This is a genomic window from Actinoplanes sp. NPDC051537 (assembly GCF_055586105.1).
In genome coordinates, this window is record NZ_JBVJIU010000019.1 from 145,177 (window position 1) to 163,945 (window position 18,769).

An 18,769-nucleotide genomic window follows, 5' to 3' on the forward strand; every position below is an offset into this window, starting at 1 on the left:
AAACCGATCATGGACGGCCTGCTCGTGACCGCGGCGCTCCCGTTAGTGGCATTCGCGCTGCTCACGGGCATCAACGCGTTTTTCGTGGCGGCCGAGTTCGGCCTCGTCACGGTCGACCGATCGGAGATCGACGCGCGCGCGGCCGAGGGCAACCGGCAGGCCGTGACCGTGCAGCGGGTGCTGCACAACCTGTCGTTCCAGCTCTCCGCCACCCAGCTCGGCATCACGCTGGCCACGATCCTCACCGGTTACCTCGCCGAGCCCGCCCTCTCCAAGCTGTTCGACCCGCTGGTCAAGCCGATCGCGGGCGACGCCACCGAGGGCATCACCCACGCGCTGGCGCTGATCGTGGCCACCCTGCTGTCGATGCTCTTCGGCGAGCTCGTGCCCAAGAACGCCGCGCTGGCCCGGCCCATGCGGGTGGCGCTGATGACGGCCGGCCCGTTGCGTACTTTCTCCCGGTTTTTCAAATGGTTGATCGCGGCGCTCAACGGCTCGGCGAACTGGCTCGTCCGGCGGATCGGCATCGAGCCGCAGGAGGAGCTGGCCAGCGCCCGATCGCCCGAGGAGCTCGGCCTGCTCGCCGCGATCAGCGCCCGGGCCGGCGCGCTGCCGACCGAGACCGCGACCCTGCTGCGCCGCACGATCCGCTTCGGCGAGAAGCGCGCGGCCAAGGCGATGACCCCGCGTGTCGACGTGGTCGGCCTCAAGACCAGCGCCAGCCTCGCCGACCTCATCGCCGTCGCACGCGAGACCGGGCACACCCGCTTCCCCGTCTACGAGAACACCATCGACGTGGTCACGGGGGTGGTCGGGGTGCCGGACGCGCTCGGGGTGCCACCCGAGCGGCGTGCCGCGACCAAAGTCGCGACGATCGCCAAGGAGCCCGTGTACGTCCCGGAGAGCCTCGGCCTCGACAAGGTGCTCGCCGCCCTGCGCGAGGCCGACGCCGACCTTGCCATCGTGGTCGACGAGTACGGCGGCACCGACGGCGTCGTCACGGTCGAGGACCTGATCGAGGAACTGGTCGGCGAGATCTCCGACGAGTACGACACCGACGTGGACGAGGCCGGCGCCCAGGAGCTGACGGCGCCGGGCGGCGACAAGACGTTCGTGGTGGACGGCCTGCTCCGCGAGGACGAGCTGATGGAACAGACCGGGTTCACGCTGCCCGAGGGCCCGTACGAGACCTTGGCCGGTTTCCTGCTCGCGCGGCTGGGCCACATCCCGGTCGTCGGCGAGTCGCTCGAGGAGCGCGGCTGGGAGTTCACCGTCATGGAGGTGGACCGGCACCGGATCGAGCAGGTCCGCGTCGTCGCGCCGACGCCGGAGCCCGCCGATGACTAAGGTTCTGATCACGATCGTGCTGCTGCTCGGCAACGGCGTCTTCGTCGGTGGCGAGTTCGCACTGATCGCCTCCCGGCGTACGGCGCTGGAACCGCTCGCCGCCACCTCGAAGCCGGCCCGGTGGGCGCTCTCGGCGATGAGCCAGATCCCGCTGATGATCGCCGGTGCCCAGCTCGGCATCACCATCTGCTCGCTCGGTCTCGGCGCGATCGCCGAGCCGGCCCTGGCCCACCTGCTAGAGGGCCCGTTCGGCAAGCTCGGCCTCCCCGAGGACATGCTGCACCCGGTCGCCTTCGTGTTGGCCCTGGTCGTGGTGGTCTTCCTGCACACGGTCATCGGCGAGATGGTGCCCAAGAACATCACGCTGGCCGGCCCCGAGCGGGCGGCGCTGATCCTCGGCCCGTTCATGCTCGGCTTCTGCACCGCCACGAAGCCGCTGCTCAACGCCATGCGCTGGGCGTCGCGCACGGTGCTGAAGCTGTGGAAGATCGAGGCCACCGACGCGGTCAAGACCGTCTTCACGGCCGACGAGCTGGCCGGCATGGTCACCCAGGCGCGCAGCGAGGGCCTGCTCGGCTCGGAGCAGTACGCCCGCATCCACGCGGCGCTCGGACTCAACGACCGCACCGCCGCCGACACGCTCCGGCCCTGGTCGGGGGTGACGACGGTGGCCGACGACACGTCACCGGCGGCCATCGAGGCGGTCGCCACCCGTACCGGCCGCTCTCGTTTCCCCGTCGTCCAGCGCGAGACCCGCCGGGTGCTGGGCTTCGTGCACGTCAAGGACATCCTGGGGTACGCGGCGGCGCAGCGCCGACTGCCGATCCCCTCCGACGTGATCCGCCCGCTGGCCGTGGTCTCTCCCGACCGCACGCTGGCCGAGCTGCTGCTGGCCATGCGCCGCGACCGCCTGCACATCGTCCTGGTCAGCGACGGCCGCCGCCCCCTGGGCGTGATCACGCTGGACGACGTGATCCACGCCGTGGTCGGCGAGCCGTCGCACGGCCTGACCCCGGCCCGGGCTTCTTGAGACCTTAAGACCGCCGGAAGCGGCGGCGCCGGGGACGCGGCTTGTCGTCGGCGCGGAGGAGCTCGGCCTCGGCGGCAGCCTGGCGGGCGATGGCGTCCCGCGACCGGGCGTCGTTCAGGACGGAGGTCATGGCGAAGCCGCCGTGGTCGGCGTGTACCTGACTCGCCAGCCAGGCAATGGAGTCGTCCGGGCGCATAGCCGACGGTAACTCGGGAGCGGAGTTCGTGCTGACCTATTTGGACGATCGGCTAGCCTGCGGCCGTGGGGTATTGGGGAACGATCGTGGTCGGTTGGTCGGAGCGGCCGCTGGTCCAGGCGGATTCGTTGCGGCGGTTCGGGTACAAGCACCACTGGCTGCGCAAACTCGGCGACGGGTGGCAGCTGGTGGAGACCGGCGGCGCCGATGACCCGCCAGATCTGGTCGGGGCCACCGGGGCGCTGTCGGCGGAGACGGGGCGACCGTCGTTCGGGGCCTATGTCTGTGACAGCGACTGCGCCGGGATGTGTGTGGACGGCGGGGCGCTCACGCACCTGCGGGACGTCGACGCCCGGTGCGGGGTGTACGGGCACGCGCCGGATGGGGTGGCCGAGCCGTTGCCGCGGGCGGTGGACGACGTGGTCGCGGAGTTCACTGCCTGGTCGGGGCGAGCCGGGCTGCGACCCGATGTCGAGGCGTTGCGGCACGGCCTGACCGACGACGAGGTGGCGGACGAGCTGGTGTTTCGGCTGGTCAAGGCGCTCGGTGTGCGGCAGATCGGGCGTACGGAACCATGGACTTTTGCCATTTCCAGCCGGCCCTTCTCGCTGATCACCGGATATTTCGGGTTGGCGACGCGGGCCCGGAGCCGGGCGATCTTCGACGAGGAGCCGCCGGAGCCGTGGGAGCAGGCGGCCCTCGCGCTCGAGCAGGAGTTGTGGGCGTCGCTTTACCGGGCGGATGCGGACGTCGCCGCGCTCACCGCGCGGGTCACCGAGGTGCTGGGGGCCTACACCGCGCACAAGGTGCAGATCAACGAGCCGGATCGGCGGCACGAGGAGCTCTTCGCGATGCTGACCGCCGGAACGCTCAACCCGTCTAACGCGGACGACAGCGGCCGGCGGTGGGCGGACCGGTACGCCACCGAGGGCTGATGACGATGGCGGGCCGGCAACATCCTCCCGCACCTGCACACCCACGTGAGCGCCCGCTACCTCGACGACCCCGCCCCGGGCATCCCGCTCCCGGCCACCGAGAACGTCGACCTGGCCGAGCCCCCTGGCGAGAGGACGCCGAAGCACTGCGGGCGCCGCTCACGACCCGATAGTCAGGAAGACGTTGTCGATCTCGCCGGCGTATTGGTCGTTTCCCTGGGCCGGGCCCTTGCCACCGATGCGCAGCGGCTCGGCGTTGGCGATCGACAACTGCGGCGGCACGCGTACCCACGCCTCGGGCACGCCGTCGACCGTGAGGGTCAGGCGGTTGCCGGCGCGCGAGCAGACCAGGGTGTGCCAGCGGCCGTCGGCCACGTCGATCCACGGCTCGGCGCGGTAGATGCGGCCCGTACGGCCGGTGATCACGCAGCTCGGGTGGCCCAGCAGGTGGTCCACCTGCAGCTTGAACTGGCTGACGCCGCCGACCGAATAGCCCTTCTGCAGCACGTTCGCGCCGTCCGACAGGTCGCCGTGGGTCATCAGCACCGACGCGCCGTACGCCAGCGACCGCCGGCCCGGATTGAGCGCGTCGTCGCGGTAACCCTCGAGGATCGCCCGCGGGCACTCGCTCTCCTCGGCCAGCGTGCATCGGTTCGGATAAGCAACGGCAAGACCGAGCCCCTGTGGTACGAGTCGGAGCGCGCCCCCGTTCTCACCGAGCGGACGCAGCTCATGACCGCCGGCCTGATCCGTGATCGGCCGATGCACCCCGCCGTCGAACGTGTATTGGAGGCTGACCGGGGCCGACGCCTCCCCGACCCGGTCCAGGGGCGCGACGCCGGCCGGCGCAGAAGGGAGACTGGACAGCAAGCCGGCGGCCGGGGGCGTGATCTGGACGGCGACCGGGCGAGTGACCGGGCCGCGGTGCGCCAGCACCAGCCCGGCGACGAGGAGGAGGGCTCCCGTCAGGGCGAGACACCACCTGTTGCGAGACATGCGCTAATTGTCCGTATTGCCCAGCCAGATGCGAATCCAGCCTGCCGAAACGGCGAGAAGCACTCGAAAGAGGTCAGGCGACCACCTAGGGGCGCGATCGTGGCCAACATAGTCAACAATCGTCCCGAGGGCTAAGTAAACCCTATACCAGCGCTGGAATCCTGTCGTCGCGATTGTTGACAATCCGCGAGGGCCACCTACGCTGGCGGCATGAGGACCGTAGTGGTGACCGATCCGCCTCGCGCGGACATCGACGACGCCGAGACCCTCGGCGGGTACGGCGTGGCCACCGTGCACGAGGCGCTCGGCCGGGTCGGCTACCTCGGCCCCGAGTTCCGCCCGGCCTGGGCCGGCGCGCGGATGGGCGGCACCGCGGTCACGGTCCTGTGCTGGCCCGGCGACAACCTGATGATCCACGTCGCGGTCGAGCAGTGCCGTCCCGGCGACGTCCTGGTGGTGGCGACCAACTCCCCGTCCACCGACGGCCTCTTCGGCGAGCTGTTCGCGGGCTCCCTGCAGCGGCGTGGCGTCCGCGGCGCGGTGCTGGCCAGCGGCGTACGGGATGTGGCCGATCTTCGTGAAATGCGGTTCCCGGTGTGGTCCCGCGCGATCAGCGCCCAGGGTTCGGTGAAGGCGACCGCCGGCGCCGTGAACGTGCCGATCGTGCTCGGCGGCCAGACGATCCACCCCGGCGACGTGATCCTCGGCGACGACGACGGGGTCACGGTCGTCGGGCGAAACGACGTGTCCCGCGCGCTGACCGCCGGGAAGGCCCGCCTCGAGAAGGAGGCGGCGACCCGGGCCGCGTTCGCCGAGGGCGAGCTCGGCCTCGACCGTTACGGCCTGCGCCAGAAGCTCCCCGAGCTGGGCATCGAGTACGTCTCCTACGAGGAGTACGTCCGAGGTGACTGACTACGACAGCACCGGCGTCCGATGCATGATGCTGCGAGGCGGCACCTCGCGCGGTCTCTACTTCGAGGCCGCCGACCTGCCGTCCGATCCGGCCGCGCGCGACGACCTGCTGCTGCGCCTGATGGGCACGCCCGACCCCCGGCAGATCGACGGCCTGGGCGGCGCCACGTCGCTGACCAGCAAGGTCGCCGTGATCGGCCGCTCCGAGGACTCGGACGCCGACATCGACTACCTGTTTCTCCAGCTCGGCGTCGACGAGCCGACGGTCAGCGACGCGCAGAACTGCGGCAACATCCTGGCCGGCGTCGGGCCGTTCGCGGTCGAGCGGGGCCTGGTCTCGGCCGACGAGAAGGAGACCAGCGTCCGCATCCGGATGGTCAACTCGGACAGCGTCGCGGTCGCCATCTTCGCCACCCCCGGCGGTCGCGTCGAATACCGCGGCGACGTGGTGATCTCCGGCGTTCCGCAGAGCGCGTCCCCGGTCGTGCTGAGCTTCAGCGACACCACCGGACCGTTGCTCCCGACCGGCCGGGTCCGCGACACGATCGACGGCATCGAGGCGACCTGCGTCGACAACGGCATGCCGGTCGTGCTGGCCATGGCATCGTCCTTCGGCCTCACCGGGTACGAGTCGCACACCCTCCTCGCCGCCGACCAGCCGCTGCTCGACCGGATCGACGCGTTCCGCCGCGAGGCCGCCCGGCGGATGGGCCTCGGCGACGATCCCGGGTCGGTGCCGAAGACGGTGCTGCTGGCCCCGCCCCGCGACGGCGGCCGGATCAGCACGAGGTCGTTCATCCCGGTCCAGCCGCACACGTCGATCGGCGTGCTGGCCGCGATCAGCGTGGTCACCGGCATGCTGCTGCCGGGCGCGGTCGGCCACGAGCTCACCGCCGACTGGCCGGCCGACCGGTCCCAGGTCGACGTCGAGCACCCCACCGGCCACCTGCTGGTCGACGTGGTGGTCGACAACGAGTACGACCCGCCCCGGATCGTCCGCTCGGGCGTCGTCCGCACCGCCCGCAAGCTCTTCGACGGCATCGCGTTCCCGCGCGCGTAAGGAGAAACCGTGCACCAGATCGCGCACCTGGCCCACATCGAGCTCCGCACCCCGGTACTCGAGGAGAGCCTCGCGTTCTTCACGAACTACCTGGGGTTGACCGTGAACGGTGAGTCCGGCGACTCGGTCTTCCTCCGGGCGTGGGACGACTACGAGAACGTCACGGTCAAGCTCACCGGCCACGCCACCTCGGGTGTCGGGCGGACGTTCCTGCGGGCGGCGAGCCCGTCCGCGTTGCGGGAGCTGGTGACGGAGATCGAGGCGACCGGGCGGGGCATCGGCTGGGGCGACGGCGATCCGGGCTACGGGCCCACCTACTACTTCACCGACCCCGACGGTCACGAGATCGGCCTCTACTACGAGAGCTCCTGGTTCCGGCCCCCGGAGCAGCTGCGGCCGGCGCTCAAGAACCAGGCCCAGGCCTATCCGGCGCGCGGGGTCAGCGTGCGGCGGCTCGACCACATCAACTACCTGGGCGTCGACGTCGAGGCCAACCGGGACTTCCTGCGGGACACCCTCGGCGCCCTGGTCACCGAGCAGATCCAGCTCGACGACGGGAGCATCGCCGGCAGCTGGACCACCTTCACGAACAAGGGCTACGACGCCGTATACACCCGCGACCGCACCGGCACGAGCGGGCGGCTGCATCACATCGCGTTCGCCACGGACACCCGCGAGGACATCCTCAAGGCCGCCGACATCGCGCTCGAGCAGGGCGTCTTCATCGAGACCGGCCCGCACAAACATGCCATTCAACAGACCTTCTTCCTGTACGTGTACGAGCCCGGCGGCAACCGCATCGAGCTCTGCAACGCCGGCGCCCGGCTCGTCTTCGCGCCCGACTGGCAGCCGGTGAACTGGACCGAGGCCGAGCGCGCCAAGGGCCAGGCCTGGGGCTTGAAGACCATCGATTCGTTCCACACGCACGGCACGCCGCCGGTCTCGGTCTCTGTCGGAGAGGACGCCAAGTGATCATCGACTGCCACGGGCACTACACAACCGTGCCTGCGGCGCACACCGCGTGGCGAGCGGCGCAGCTTGCCGGGGATTCCGTCCCGAAATATCCGGACATCTCAGATGATTCGATCCGGGAGTCGATCGAGGGCAGCCAACTACGACTCATGCGGGAGCGCGGCGTCGACCTCACGATCTTCTCGCCTCGCGCCTCGGCGATGGCCCATCACGAGGGCGACGAAACGATCAGCCGCCAGTGGGCCGAGGCCTGCAACGACCTGATCTACCGGGTCACCCGGCTCTACCCCGGGAGCTTCGCGGGCGTCTGCCAGCTGCCGCAGTCGCCGGGGGTGCCGATCGCCAACTCGGTGGCCGAGCTGCGCCGCTGCGTCGAGGAGCTGGGCTTCGTGGGCTGCAACCTCAACCCCGACCCGAGCGGCGGCCACTGGACGTCGGCGCCGCTGACCGATCGCAGCTGGTACCCGTTCTACGAGGCGATGGTCGAGCTCGATGTGCCGGCGATGGTGCACGTCTCGGCGGTCACCAATCCGAACTTCCACGCCACCGGCTCGGCCTACCTGAACGCGGACACCACCGCGTTCATGCAGTTCATGCAGTCCGACCTGTTCAAGGACTTCCCCGACCTGCGCGTGATCATCCCGCACGGCGGCGGCGCGGTCCCGTACCACTGGGGTCGCTTTCGCGGTTTGGCCGACATGCTCGACCGGCCGCCGCTGGCCGAGAGCGTCATGGGCAACGTCTTCTTCGACACCTGCGTCTACCACCAGCCGGGCATCAACCTGCTGTTCGAGGTCATCGAGATCGACAATCTGCTGTTCGGCTCGGAGATGGTCGGCGCGGTGCGCGGCATCGACCCGCAGACCGGTCACTACTTCGACGACACCCGTCGCTACGTGGAGGCGTTGGACCTGGTGCCCGGCGACCGCGCCAAGGTCTTCGAGCACAACGCCCGCCGCGTCTACCCCCGACTGGAATCCCACCTTGCCCTCCGATGAGAAATCCCGAGCCGCCCGGGACGCGTTGCGCGACGCGATCCTGAGCGGCGAGTACCTGCCCGGCGAGCGGCTCGTCGAGTCCCAGCTGTGCGAGCGGCTCGGGGTGAGCCGCTTCAACGTCCGGGCCGCCCTGCAGGACCTGGCCGCCGACGGCCTGGTCAAGGTCGAGCGGAACAAGGGCGCGCACGTACGGAAGGTGACGCTCGACGAGGCCGTCGAGATCACCGAGGTGCGCATGGTGCTGGAGGGCCTGGTCGCGGCGCGGGCCGCGACCCGGGTGACCGATGCCCAGGCCAGCGAGCTCGACGAGATCGGGCTGCTGATGCGGCGGGCGGTCAGCGCCGGCGAGTTCCGGCGCTACGGCGATCTCAACCAGCGCCTGCACGGGCTGATCCGCGGCATCGCCGGCCACCACACCGCCGACGGCATCATCGAGACGCTGCGCGGCCAGCTCGTCCGTCACCAGTTCATGGTCTCGCTCCACCCGGGACGTCCGGCGATCTCGCTGCCGCAGCACGAGCGGATCATCGAGGCGATCCGGGAGCGGGATCCGAAGGCCGCGGAGTCGGCGATGCGCGAGCACATCGCGAGCGTGATCGAGGCGCTGCGCGACATCGACGCCACGGAGTTGCGATGAGTCGTCTGGTCGCGGTGATCGCCGTTCTCGGCCTCGGCGAGGCCGGCGGGCTGATCTCGGCTGGTCTGGTCGAGGCGGGCGCCGAGGTCCGGGGGTATGACCCGCGGGTCGACGCGCCGCCCGGCGTGATCAACTGCGCGAGCGGCGCCGAGGCCTGCACCGGCGCCGGTGTGGTGCTGAGCCTCAACAGCGCCGCCGATGCGCCGGACGCCCTGGCCGAGGGCATGCCCGGCTGCGCTCCCGGGACGATCTGGGCCGAGTGCAACACCTCCTCGCCCGGCGAAAAGGTCTCTCTTTCGCAAACAGCAGGCGATCGCGTACGGGTGGTGGACGTCGCCCTGATGTCGCCGGTGCCCGGCCACGGCCTCTTCACGCCGATGACCGTGAGCGGGCCGGCCGCCGCCGGCTATGCCGAGATCATGCGGCCGCTCGGCGCCGAGGTCGAGGTGATCGACGGCCCGGTCGGGTCGGCCGCCACCCACAAGCTTCTGCGCAGTGTGTTCTACAAGGGACTCGCGGCCGCCGTACTCGAGGCGACCGCCGCGGCCCGGGCCGCCGGCCTGTCCGACTGGCTGCGTGGCAACATCACCGAGGAGCTGATCAGGGCGGACGCGGCCACGCTGGAACGCCTGCTGACCGGCTCGAAGACGCACGCCGTCCGCCGGATCCACGAGATGGAGGCGGCTTCCCGGCTGCTCGACGATCTCGGCGTGCCCGCCCGCGTGACCCGGGCGAGCCGCGACTGGCTGGCCGACCTCGCCGACGGGGTCGAACCGTAACCGAATAGTCGACCGTCAGCATGATTGTTAACAATCATGGCGGTGCTCCGCGAGCCTGTCGCCTGGCGTTATGTCTCAGCTCTGCTAACGCCGGGCAAAATCGTTGACAATCCTGTAACCGAGGCTCTAGCGTTCTGCCAGTGGCACGGGACACACTCGTGCCCCACGCATCACGAACACGACTGCTCGGGACATTGGTCTACGAATGGTAGATCCTTCGTCCTCGTGCTCAGTACCAGTCAATTCCGACCAGTGGAAATATCCGGTCCGGCTTCGATGACGTAGAGGTTGCTGAGAAATCATGCTGAGAAAACGGCTCATCGCATTGCTCACCGTCACCGCGCTCGCGGCCACCACGGCCGCCTGCGGTGGCTCGGACGACGACTCGTCGGGCAACGGGGCGGCGAACTCGCCCGACAAGGTCAAGGTCGGGGTCATCCCGATCGTCGACGTGGCGCCCATCTATCTGGGCAAGGCCAAGGGCTTCTTCTCGAAGCAGAACATCGACCTCACGCTCGAGCAGGCCCAGGGCGGCGCGGCGATCGTGCCGGCCGTCGTCAGCGGTCAATACCAGTTCGGCTTCAGCAACGTGGTGTCGCTGATGCTGGGCGAGTCCAAGAACGTGCCGATCAAGGCGGTCGCCAACGGCAACAACGCCACCGCCGACCCGGAGAAGGACTTCAGCGCGCTCATCGTGAAGGACCCGGCGATCACGCGGCCGAAGGACCTCGAGGGCAAGACGGTCGCCACCAACACCCTCAAGAACATCGTGGACACTTCGGTGAAGGCCCTGGTCCGCAAGGACGGCGGCGACCCGGCGAAGGTCAAGTTCGTCGAGATCGGCTTCCCCGACATGGCCGCCGCCCTCGACGCCGGCCGGGTGCAGGCGATGTTCGTGGTCGAGCCGTTCGTGGCCTCGGCCAAGGCGAAGGGCTGGAAGCAGATCGGTTCGTTCGCCGCGGTCAACCCGAACCAGATGATCTCGGCGTACTTCACCTCGGCTCAGCTGCTGGGTGAGAAGGCCGACCTGGCCAAGCGCTTCACCGCGGCGATGAAGGAGTCGCTGACCTACGCCGACGCCCACCCCGACGAGGTGCGGCAGATCGTCACCACCTACACGACGATCAAGGCGGAGACGGCGGCGGCCATGACCCTGCCCAAGTACTCGGCCGAGATCGACAAGACCTCGCTCGACAACATGAACAACCTCATGGTTCAGGAGGGCCTGCTCACGGCCCCGGTCGACACCACGAAACTGATCCAGCAGTGACGACTTCCCCCGTCACCCTGCGCAGGGCCGGAGACAATCCGGCCCTGCTCGGGCTCGTCGGCCTTCTGGCCTTCGGGGCGCTCCTCGAGATCCTCCCGCGGGTGGGCGTGCTCCCCGCCGAGTACTTCCCGCCGACCAGCAAGATCGTGAGCGCGCTCGTCGACGAGCTCGGCCGCTCCGGCTTCTGGCGCGCGGTCGCCGGCACGATGACGACCTGGCTGATCGGTCTCGCGATCGCCGTGGTGGCGGGCATCGTGCTGGGCATCGTCATCGGCTCGGTCCCGGCGCTGCGGCTCGCCACCGCGTCGACCATCGAGTTCCTGCGCCCGATCCCCTCGGTGGCCCTGCTGCCGCTGGCGATCGTGCTGTTCAGCGCCCCGATCCGGTCGATCCTGCTGCTGGTCGTCTACGCGTCCTTCTGGCAGGTGCTGATCCAGGTGCTGCACGGCGTCACCGACGTCGACCCGGTCGCGCGGGAGACGGCGGCTTCCTACCGGCTCAGCCGCTGGCGCCAGGCGCGCTATCTGGTCTGGCCGACCACCCTCCCGTACGCGATGACCGGTATTCGCCTTGCCGCGTCGGTGGCCCTGGTTCTCACCATCACCGGCGAGCTGCTGATCGGCGGCACCAAGGGCATCGGCGAGGAGATCGCCGTCGCGCAGAGCAGCATCGCGGTGCCGTCGATGTACGCCCTGATCGTCGTCTCCGGTCTCATCGGCCTGGTCGCCAACCTGGCCACTCGCCGAGCCGAGCGCGTGGTGCTGGCATGGCACCCCTCGGTGCGAAGGGAGCTCCCGCTGTGACGTTCTTTCTTCGGCGCGTCCTTCTTGTCATCGGGCTGCCGGTGATCCTGCTGGTGACCTGGTGGTTCGCGAGTGCCGGCAGCAAGAGCTTCTACCAGCCGCCGCTGGAAACGATCATCAAGGTCTTCCCCGACACGTGGACGGCCGCCCGCTTCAAGAGCGACGTCGTGCCCAGCCTCGTCCGGCTGTTCATCGGCTACGGCCTGGCGCTGGTGCTCGGCATCGCGCTCGGCGTGCTGATCGGCGCCAACCGCCGGCTGCGCTCGCTGGTCGAGCCGATCCTCGAGTTCCTCCGGGCGATCCCGCCGCCGGTGCTGGTGCCGATCCTGATTCTCATCGCCGGCATCGGCAACCCGACCAAGGTGCTGGTCATCGTGGTCGGCGGCATCTGGCCGGTGCTGCTGAACACGGTGGAGGGTGTGCGCGGCGTCGACGAGGTCCTCTCCGACACCTGCCGCAGCTACCGGATCACCGGCTGGCTGCGCATGCGCACGTTCATCCTGCGCGCGGCGAGCCCGCAGATCGTCGTCGGCGCCCGCCAGGCGCTGTCCATCTGCATCATCATGATGGTCATCGGCGAGCTGCTCGGCGCGACCAACGGCCTCGGCTACACGGTCGTCGAGTTCCAGCGCGGCTTCCAGATCCCCGAGATGTGGAGCGGCGTGTTTGTGCTCGGCCTGCTCGGTGTCCTGCTGTCGCTGGCGTTCACGCTGGTCGAACGGCGAGTCTTGACCTGGTACCACGGAGCGCGCGCCGCCGAGCGCAGCGGACATTAGGAGGAAGCTGTGCTGGAAATCCAGTCGCTGCGCAAGACGTACGGCGGTCATGGCCGCACGGTCGAGGCCCTCGGCGACATCACGCTGACCGTGGACGACGGCCAGTTCGTCTGCGTCGTCGGCCCGTCCGGCTGCGGCAAGACCACGCTGCTGCGCTGCCTCGGCGGCCTGCTCGCGCCCACCGCCGGCGAGGTGAAGGTGGCCGGACAGGTGGTGACCGGCCCGCCCGACGGCCTGGCGATCGTCTTCCAGGAGTACGGGCGGAGCCTGTTCCCGTGGCTGCGGGTCGGCGAGAACATCGAGCTGCCGCTGAAGTCCAAGGGCATCGCCAAGGCCTCACGCCACCAGCTCGTCGCCGAGTCGCTGGCCGCGGTGGGCCTGTCCGACGCCGCCAAGGCGTACCCGTGGCAGCTCTCCGGCGGCATGCAGCAGCGGGTCGCGATCGCCCGGGCCATCGCGTTCCAGCCCAAGGTCATGCTCATGGACGAGCCGTTCGCCGCCGTCGACGCCCAGACCCGAGCCGACCTGGAAGACCTGGTACGGACGGTCTGGAAGCGCTTCGGCATGACCATGCTGTTCGTAACCCACGACATCGACGAGGCCGTCTACCTGGGCGAGCGCGTGGTGGTCCTCTCGTCGTCACCGACGCACGTGCTCGAAAGCCTCGACATCGACCTGCCGGCCGACCGTGACCAGCTGAAGACCCGCTCGGACCCTCGCTTCGTAGAGCTGCGTTCCCACGTGTACGCCCGAATCCAGGAGGCCAAGGGCGCCGGCGGCCAATCCCCCGTAGCCGCCGCCCCGTAGCACCGACCTGACCGTATGGACAGTGTTTGTCGCGAAGGGCATGCCAGATGTGAACGAACTCGCTACCCTGCCCGCATGCCCGACTCCAGCACCCTGTTATCCGCGACAGTCGCCCATGATCTGGACACGATCAAAGGCTGGTTCAACCCCAGTGACCGGCGCCTGTTCGCCTGGATACTGGAGCGTCAGGCCCGCCTCAGCGAGGTCGGCGACTTCGTCGAGCTCGGCTGCTACCTCGGTAAGAGCACGGTACTGATCGGGGACTACGTCCGGCCCGGCGATACGTTCACAGTCCTCGACCTGTTCGAGTCCGACGCGCCCGACGACGCGAACTCGGGTGAGACGCAGAGGTCGTACTCGACCCTGACCCAGGCGGCGTTCGAGCGCAATTACCTCCAGTTCCACCCCGAGCTCCCCGTCGTGGTCAAGGCGCCGTCGTCGGCGATCGTCGAACACGTCGCGCCGGCCTCGTGCCGCTTCATTCACATCGACGCCTCGCACTTGTACGAACATGTCGCAGGCGACGTCGACTCCGCCCGCAAGCTGCTCCGCCCGGACGGCATCGTGGTGTTCGACGACTACCGCTCGGAGCACACCCCCGGCGTCGCCTGCGCCGTCTGGGAGGCCGTGCTCAACAAGGGGCTGCAGCCGATCTGCGTAACCGAGTCAAAGCTGTACGGCACCTGGGGCGACGCCGACAGCGTGCGCGCCGACCTAGAGGCCTGGCTGTCCGAAGACCCGTTGGGCTACGTCGAAACGCAGCAAATCGCCGGCCACGCAATGCTGCGCGTCAAGGTCCGCCTGGTCCCCCCGCCCGCCGCCCAGCCCCCCGCCCCCAAGCCGCCGGCCGCAGCCGCCCCCAAGCCGAAGCCGCGCACGGGCCTACGCAAGATCGCCAAAGACTGGCTGCCCCCCGTCGTGCACGCCCGCATAGCCGCCGCCCGCCGCCGCTGACCGTTCCCCCGCCGGCCGAGGTGACAGCCCTCACCGCCCAGCTCACCTCCGCCGGCCGCCCTTTCCGGCCAGCTCACCGCTGCCGGCCGCCGTTACCGGGCAGCTCACCGCTGTCGGCCGCCGTTACCAGGCAGCTCACCGTTGCCGGCCGCCGTTACCAGGCAGTTCACCTCTGTCGGCGGCCGTTACCGGGCAGTTCACCTCTGTCGGCGGCCGTTACCAGGCAGCTCACCGCTGCCGGCCGCCGTTACCGGGCAGCGGTAATCCTCCGTCGCGAGCGGCCTCACCCGTCCGAGGCCGCCCCGCATTTCCACGACCAGCAGCACACCGCCAACAACCTAGGCAGGATCGCGGGCCCCCGTCGCCGAAGACCGCTCAATGCGACGGCTAAGTCCCGACGTACAGAAACCGCAATTAGTAAGCCCACCCCCCACTTACCGCAACCATCAGTCACCGTGGGGGTCTGGGGGGTCGCCCCCCAGGCAGACATGCGAAGAGGCCCGGTCCACGCTTTCCGTGGACACAGGCCCCTGCCTCTGAGCGGGTGACGGGAATCGAACCCGCACTGTCAGCTTGGGAAGCTGATGTTCTGCCATTGAACTACACCCGCAGCGGGCATCACTGTACCTGATTGCGGATGGTGATGGCGGGACCGGGCGGCTCAACTCGCGATGGCGAGCGGGCGCGATAACTCGGCTCGCCAGGTGCGGGACATGGGGGTCACCATCGGGGTCGCGGCCAGGGGGATCGCGCCGCTGGGGCCGTGGCGGCGGAGGGTTGCCGTGTCGATGCCGAGCTCGTAGAGGTGCCAGTCGACGTCGGGTGAGGCACGCAGCGCCTCGGACAGGGTGGCGATCACGAGCGGGTCGTGGACTCGGGTGGCTCGGCCGGTCAGGTAGGCCTCGTCGTCGCTCTCTTCCGGGGGATAGGAGTGCAGCGCGTAGCGGCCGTCGCGGGCCAGGTCTCGCCGTTTGGGGGACGCCACGACGAAGCAGTAGAGGCCCTCGTCGGTGATCACCGGGGAGACCGGGTGGACCCGGGGGCCGCCGTCGGGGCGAACCGTGGCCAGGTAGGCCATGCCGGGACCGTACTGCTCGAGGAGGGCGCGGACTGCTGCTGCCAGCGACGGGTCGGCGGCGGCGAAATCGGACCAGGAAGCCATGCGGTGATTCTATCGAACAAATGTTCGACTCGACCAGCTCGACACGCGAAAAGTGCAGCTAGGTATGGTGTTGCGATGCTGCTCTCCGACCGCGACCTCGTCAGCGAGATCAAGTCGGGCGATCTCGCCCTGGAGCCGTTCGAGCCGGCGCTCATGCAACCGTCCAGCATCGATGTGCGGCTGGACCGGTTCTTCCGGGTCTTCAACAACCACCTGTATACCCACATCGATCCCTCCGAGCAGCAGGACGACCTGACGGCGCTGGTCGAGGTGGTCGACGGCGAGGCGTTCGTGCTGCACCCGGGCGAGTTCGTGCTGGCCTCGACGCTCGAGGTGATCACGCTGGGCGAGCAGCTCGCGGGGCGGCTCGAGGGTAAGAGCAGCCTCGGGCGCCTGGGGTTGCTGACGCACTCGACGGCCGGCTTCATCGACCCGGGGTTCTCCGGGCACGTGACGCTGGAACTGTCCAACGTGGCCAACCTGCCGATCAAGCTCTGGCCCGGCATGAAGATCGGGCAGCTCTGCATCTTCCGGCTCTCGTCGCCGGCCGAGCACCCGTACGGTTCGGCCGTCTACGGCTCTCGTTACCAGGGACAACGCGGCCCGACGCCGAGCCGTTCGGCGCAGAATTTCCGCACGTGGCCGACCGCCTGACCGAGTTATCCACAGGTTGGAAATTGCGGGTGGCGCGACCGTAGGCACCCCTGGAAAGCTCTCCCCATGACGGGGACCTATATCGACAAAACGCGCATTGCGTACGACACGGTGGCGGCCGATTATGCCGACCTGCTCCGGGATGCTCTTGCCGAGTCGACCTGGGACAGGGCGGTGCTGAGTGCCTTCGCCGAGGTCGTAGCGGGGCCGGTGGCCGACGTCGGATGCGGGCCGGGGCGCCTCACCGGTCACCTCGCCGAGCTCGGATTGCAGGTCAGCGGCATCGACCTGTCGCCGGCGATGGTCGAGGTCGCCCGGCGGGAGTGTCCCGGCCTCGCGTTCAGCGTGGGTTCGATGCTCGAGCTCGACCTGGCCGACGGCGGTCTCGGTGGCCTCGTCAGCTGGTATTCGCTGGTTCACACGCCGCGGCCGCTGTTGCCGGTGGTGTTCGCCGAGTTCTTCCGGGTGTTGCGGCCGGGCGGCCATGTGCTGCTGGCGTTCAAGGCCGGCGATCGGAAGAGAGTGCTGACCAGCGGGTATGGCCACGAGATCGACCTTGATGTGTACGAGCATCCGGTCGAGTCCGTGGTCGATTTGCTTCGGGAGGCGGGTTTTGCCGAGCGGATGCGGCTGGTGCGGGCGCCGGAGGACTACGAGAAACAGGCGCAGGCCTACGTCCTGGGAGTGAAACCTGGGGCCGCGCTGGGGTGAAGGCGCGGGCTGGCGGGCTGGCGGGGTCGGTGGGCGCGGGCGGGCTGGCGGGCTGGCGGGGTCGGTGGGCGCGGGCGGGCTGGCGGGCTGGCGGGGTCGGTGGGCGCGGGCGGGCTGGCGGGCGCGGACCGGTGGGCTTAAGCGCGGCGGATGCGGAGGCCGTGGCCGGCGGCGGTGCCCAGGACCTGGTCGATCTGGGCTCGGCTCAGGCCGGCGGTCGGCACTGGGAAGAAGCGGGTTCGGCTGCGGCTGAAGATCAGCTGGCCGGGGGCCTCCTCGACCGAGCGGAAGGCGTTCCAGGCGTAGGCGTGGCGGGTTGCTGCTCCCGAGCTGGCCACGCCGCCGTCGGTGATCTCGTAGGTTGCCAGGCCGGCGTCGGGCAGGGCCTCGCGGGTGCCGGTGTTCATCAGGAACATCGGGATGCCTACGGCGATTAGCGCGCCCGTGAGGAGCAGCGTCAGGTAGGGGCCGCCGTCGGTGACGGTCTCCAGCACGAGAGCCAGTGCGATCGCGGCCCAGCCGAGGCCGCGCGCGGTCAGCAGGAGGGGGCGGAGGCCGCGGCGGACGGCTGACGCTACAAGCCGGCCGTCGACGGGGGCGGTGAACTGAAGAAGCACTACCAAAATGTAACTTTTCTCGGCCTTGCCCGGGTATGGGCCGGTTGGCGGAGGGCGGGCTGGCGTGACGGCGGGAAGGAGGCCTCCGGTCGGGGTGCGGTCGGCTGAGTGGGGCGCGGTCGGCTGAGTGGGCGCGGTCAGGTGAGTGGGGCGCGGTGCTGAGTGGGCGCGGTCAGGTGGGTGGGGCGCGGTCAGGTGAGTGGCGCGGTGCTGAGTGGGGCGCGGTCAGGTGAGGAGGATCTTGGCTAGGCGGCGCCACTCGGGGAGAGGTAGGTGGTCTGACGGGTCGGCGGGGAGGACCTGGACGGCCACGTGGTCGGCGCCGGCGGTCAGGTGGGCGTTGATGCCGTTGGCGATGGCCTCGTCGTCGCCCCAAATTACGGCCTCGTCCAGGAAACGGGTGCTGCCCTCGCCGGACAGGTCGTCGTCCGTGAAGCCGAAACCGCGCAGCGCGTTCGTGTAGTTGGGGAGGGCCAGGTAGGTCTTGGCCATGCGGCGAGCGACCCGGTGGGCCTCGTCGGGGTCGGTGCCCAGGAAGACCTTCTGCTCGGGGATCAGGAGGCGGTCGGAGCCCAGGATCTCGCGGGCCGAGGCCGTGTGCTGCGGCGGCATCAGGTAGGGCAGGGCGCCGGCGGTCAGGTCGCGGGCGGCGGCCAGGGTCTTCGGGCCCAGGGCGGCGATCATGCGCTCGTCCTGCGGCACGTCGTGGAGCTTCTCGGTGAGGAACTCTCGCAGGCGGCTCAGGGGCTTGACGTACAGCTGGCCCAGGGCCTCGGCGGTGGGGGCGTGACCCGAGCCGACGCCCAGGTAGAAGCGGCCGGGGAACTGGCCCCGGATGCGGGCGGCACTGGCCGCCAGGCGAGGGCCGTCGCTGCGCCAGATGTCGACGATGCTGGTGCCGACCACCAGGCGCGACGTGGCCGCCAGCAGGGCCTCGGGGAGCAGGAGATCGTCCGGTGGGCTGCCACCCAGCCAGATCGAGCCGAAGCCCAGCGATTCCAGCTCCGCGGCGGCCGCGGCCACCGAGTTTCGCTCGGCCGGCCAGTGCCGGCTGGAGATCCAGATTCCGTAGCGCCCGAAATCGTCCACGTCTTGGATCGTACGATCGTGGCCGAGTCACCGCCGCGAGGCGCTGGGAGAGGAACGTCACCGT

The 18,769-nt window shown here is 69.6% G+C and carries 21 protein-coding genes and 1 tRNA gene; 16 read left to right on the forward strand and 6 right to left on the reverse strand.

All coding sequences use genetic code 11. The features are described 5' to 3' along the window. Positions 1-9 precede the first annotated feature (9 nt). The gene (locus ACZ6TB_RS38250) at positions 10-1,347 is read left to right on the forward strand and encodes a hemolysin family protein (RefSeq protein ID WP_465563388.1); all 1,338 of its coding nucleotides are present in this window, start codon (positions 10-12) and stop codon (positions 1,345-1,347) included. Beyond that, positions 1,340-2,377 carry a hemolysin family protein gene (locus tag ACZ6TB_RS38255; RefSeq protein ID WP_465563248.1) on the forward strand — a complete coding sequence of 346 codons (1,038 nt, stop codon included), beginning with the start codon at positions 1,340-1,342 and terminating at the stop codon, positions 2,375-2,377. Before ACZ6TB_RS38250 ends, ACZ6TB_RS38255 begins: the two co-directional genes overlap by 8 nt. A gap of 4 nt (positions 2,378-2,381) precedes the next feature. Here ACZ6TB_RS38255 and ACZ6TB_RS38260 read toward each other — a convergent pair whose 3' ends face one another. Beyond that, positions 2,382-2,507: a hypothetical protein gene (locus ACZ6TB_RS38260; RefSeq protein WP_465563251.1), complete on the reverse strand. Its 126-nt coding sequence runs from the start codon at positions 2,505-2,507 to the stop codon at positions 2,382-2,384. Between the two features lie 131 nt (positions 2,508-2,638). Between ACZ6TB_RS38260 and ACZ6TB_RS38265 the strand changes: the two genes are divergently transcribed. Then, positions 2,639-3,508 (forward strand): hypothetical protein, encoded by an 870-nt coding sequence (locus tag ACZ6TB_RS38265; protein ID WP_465563253.1) that lies wholly within the window; start codon positions 2,639-2,641, stop codon positions 3,506-3,508. A gap of 159 nt (positions 3,509-3,667) precedes the next feature. On the opposite strand, the gene ACZ6TB_RS38270 is transcribed toward ACZ6TB_RS38265, so the two are convergent. Further along, positions 3,668-4,504: a LamG domain-containing protein gene (locus ACZ6TB_RS38270; protein ID WP_465563255.1), complete on the reverse strand. Its 837-nt coding sequence runs from the start codon at positions 4,502-4,504 to the stop codon at positions 3,668-3,670. A gap of 210 nt (positions 4,505-4,714) precedes the next feature. Here ACZ6TB_RS38270 and ACZ6TB_RS38275 point away from each other — a divergent pair, with 210 nt between their 5' ends. The 11 genes from ACZ6TB_RS38275 to ACZ6TB_RS38325 all read left to right on the forward strand — a co-directional run bounded on the left by ACZ6TB_RS38275 (position 4,715) and on the right by ACZ6TB_RS38325 (position 14,472). Continuing rightward, complete coding sequence (locus tag ACZ6TB_RS38275; protein WP_465563258.1) at positions 4,715-5,416, forward strand: 4-carboxy-4-hydroxy-2-oxoadipate aldolase/oxaloacetate decarboxylase; 702 nt, start codon at positions 4,715-4,717, stop codon at positions 5,414-5,416. Then, the gene (locus ACZ6TB_RS38280) at positions 5,409-6,476 is read left to right on the forward strand and encodes a 4-oxalomesaconate tautomerase (protein ID WP_465563260.1); all 1,068 of its coding nucleotides are present in this window, start codon (positions 5,409-5,411) and stop codon (positions 6,474-6,476) included. The genes ACZ6TB_RS38275 and ACZ6TB_RS38280 overlap by 8 nt, the downstream gene beginning before the upstream one ends. 9 nt (positions 6,477-6,485) lie before the next feature. After that, positions 6,486-7,448 carry a VOC family protein gene (locus tag ACZ6TB_RS38285; RefSeq protein ID WP_465563262.1) on the forward strand — a complete coding sequence of 321 codons (963 nt, stop codon included), beginning with the start codon at positions 6,486-6,488 and terminating at the stop codon, positions 7,446-7,448. Continuing rightward, positions 7,445-8,446, forward strand: a complete 1,002-nt coding sequence (locus ACZ6TB_RS38290) for an amidohydrolase family protein (RefSeq protein WP_465563264.1) — start codon at positions 7,445-7,447, stop codon at positions 8,444-8,446. Before ACZ6TB_RS38285 ends, ACZ6TB_RS38290 begins: the two co-directional genes overlap by 4 nt. Beyond that, positions 8,433-9,083, forward strand: a complete 651-nt coding sequence (locus ACZ6TB_RS38295; RefSeq protein WP_465563267.1) for a GntR family transcriptional regulator — start codon at positions 8,433-8,435, stop codon at positions 9,081-9,083. Before ACZ6TB_RS38290 ends, ACZ6TB_RS38295 begins: the two co-directional genes overlap by 14 nt. Continuing rightward, on the forward strand, positions 9,080-9,862 hold the full coding sequence (locus tag ACZ6TB_RS38300; protein ID WP_465563270.1) for an NAD(P)-dependent oxidoreductase: 783 nt from the start codon (positions 9,080-9,082) through the stop codon (positions 9,860-9,862). The genes ACZ6TB_RS38295 and ACZ6TB_RS38300 overlap by 4 nt, the downstream gene beginning before the upstream one ends. A 301-nt stretch (positions 9,863-10,163) precedes the next feature. Then, entirely contained in the window at positions 10,164-11,132 is a 969-nt protein-coding gene (locus ACZ6TB_RS38305; protein ID WP_465563272.1) for an ABC transporter substrate-binding protein, read from the forward strand. After that, positions 11,129-11,935 (forward strand): ABC transporter permease, encoded by an 807-nt coding sequence (locus ACZ6TB_RS38310; RefSeq protein ID WP_465563275.1) that lies wholly within the window; start codon positions 11,129-11,131, stop codon positions 11,933-11,935. Before ACZ6TB_RS38305 ends, ACZ6TB_RS38310 begins: the two co-directional genes overlap by 4 nt. Further along, complete coding sequence (locus ACZ6TB_RS38315) at positions 11,932-12,711, forward strand: ABC transporter permease (protein ID WP_465563278.1); 780 nt, start codon at positions 11,932-11,934, stop codon at positions 12,709-12,711. Before ACZ6TB_RS38310 ends, ACZ6TB_RS38315 begins: the two co-directional genes overlap by 4 nt. 9 nt (positions 12,712-12,720) lie before the next feature. Further along, positions 12,721-13,518 (forward strand): ABC transporter ATP-binding protein, encoded by a 798-nt coding sequence (locus ACZ6TB_RS38320; RefSeq protein WP_465563281.1) that lies wholly within the window; start codon positions 12,721-12,723, stop codon positions 13,516-13,518. 75 nt (positions 13,519-13,593) lie between these two features. Next, complete coding sequence (locus ACZ6TB_RS38325; RefSeq protein WP_465563284.1) at positions 13,594-14,472, forward strand: class I SAM-dependent methyltransferase; 879 nt, start codon at positions 13,594-13,596, stop codon at positions 14,470-14,472. Between the two features lie 539 nt (positions 14,473-15,011). Here ACZ6TB_RS38325 and ACZ6TB_RS38330 read toward each other — a convergent pair. Further along, positions 15,012-15,082: transfer RNA gene (locus ACZ6TB_RS38330), tRNA-Gly, on the reverse strand. Between the two features lie 51 nt (positions 15,083-15,133). Next, entirely contained in the window at positions 15,134-15,634 is a 501-nt protein-coding gene (locus tag ACZ6TB_RS38335) for a pyridoxamine 5'-phosphate oxidase family protein (RefSeq protein ID WP_465563287.1), read from the reverse strand. 75 nt (positions 15,635-15,709) lie between these two features. On the opposite strand from ACZ6TB_RS38335, the gene dcd reads away from it, so the two are divergent. After that, positions 15,710-16,288 carry a dCTP deaminase gene (dcd, locus tag ACZ6TB_RS38340; protein ID WP_465563290.1) on the forward strand — a complete coding sequence of 193 codons (579 nt, stop codon included), beginning with the start codon at positions 15,710-15,712 and terminating at the stop codon, positions 16,286-16,288. Positions 16,289-16,354: 66 nt separating this feature from the next. Further along, positions 16,355-16,999, forward strand: coding sequence for a class I SAM-dependent DNA methyltransferase (locus ACZ6TB_RS38345; protein ID WP_465563293.1), 645 nt, complete (start codon positions 16,355-16,357; stop codon positions 16,997-16,999). 137 nt (positions 17,000-17,136) lie between these two features. On the opposite strand, the gene ACZ6TB_RS38350 is transcribed toward ACZ6TB_RS38345, so the two are convergent. Together ACZ6TB_RS38350 and ACZ6TB_RS38355 are read right to left on the reverse strand one after the other, a co-directional pair. Further along, positions 17,137-17,616 carry a YcxB family protein gene (locus ACZ6TB_RS38350; protein WP_465563296.1) on the reverse strand — a complete coding sequence of 160 codons (480 nt, stop codon included), beginning with the start codon at positions 17,614-17,616 and terminating at the stop codon, positions 17,137-17,139. A gap of 225 nt (positions 17,617-17,841) precedes the next feature. After that, positions 17,842-18,705 carry a TIGR03620 family F420-dependent LLM class oxidoreductase gene (locus ACZ6TB_RS38355; RefSeq protein WP_465563298.1) on the reverse strand — a complete coding sequence of 288 codons (864 nt, stop codon included), beginning with the start codon at positions 18,703-18,705 and terminating at the stop codon, positions 17,842-17,844. Positions 18,706-18,769: the final 64 nt, after the last annotated feature.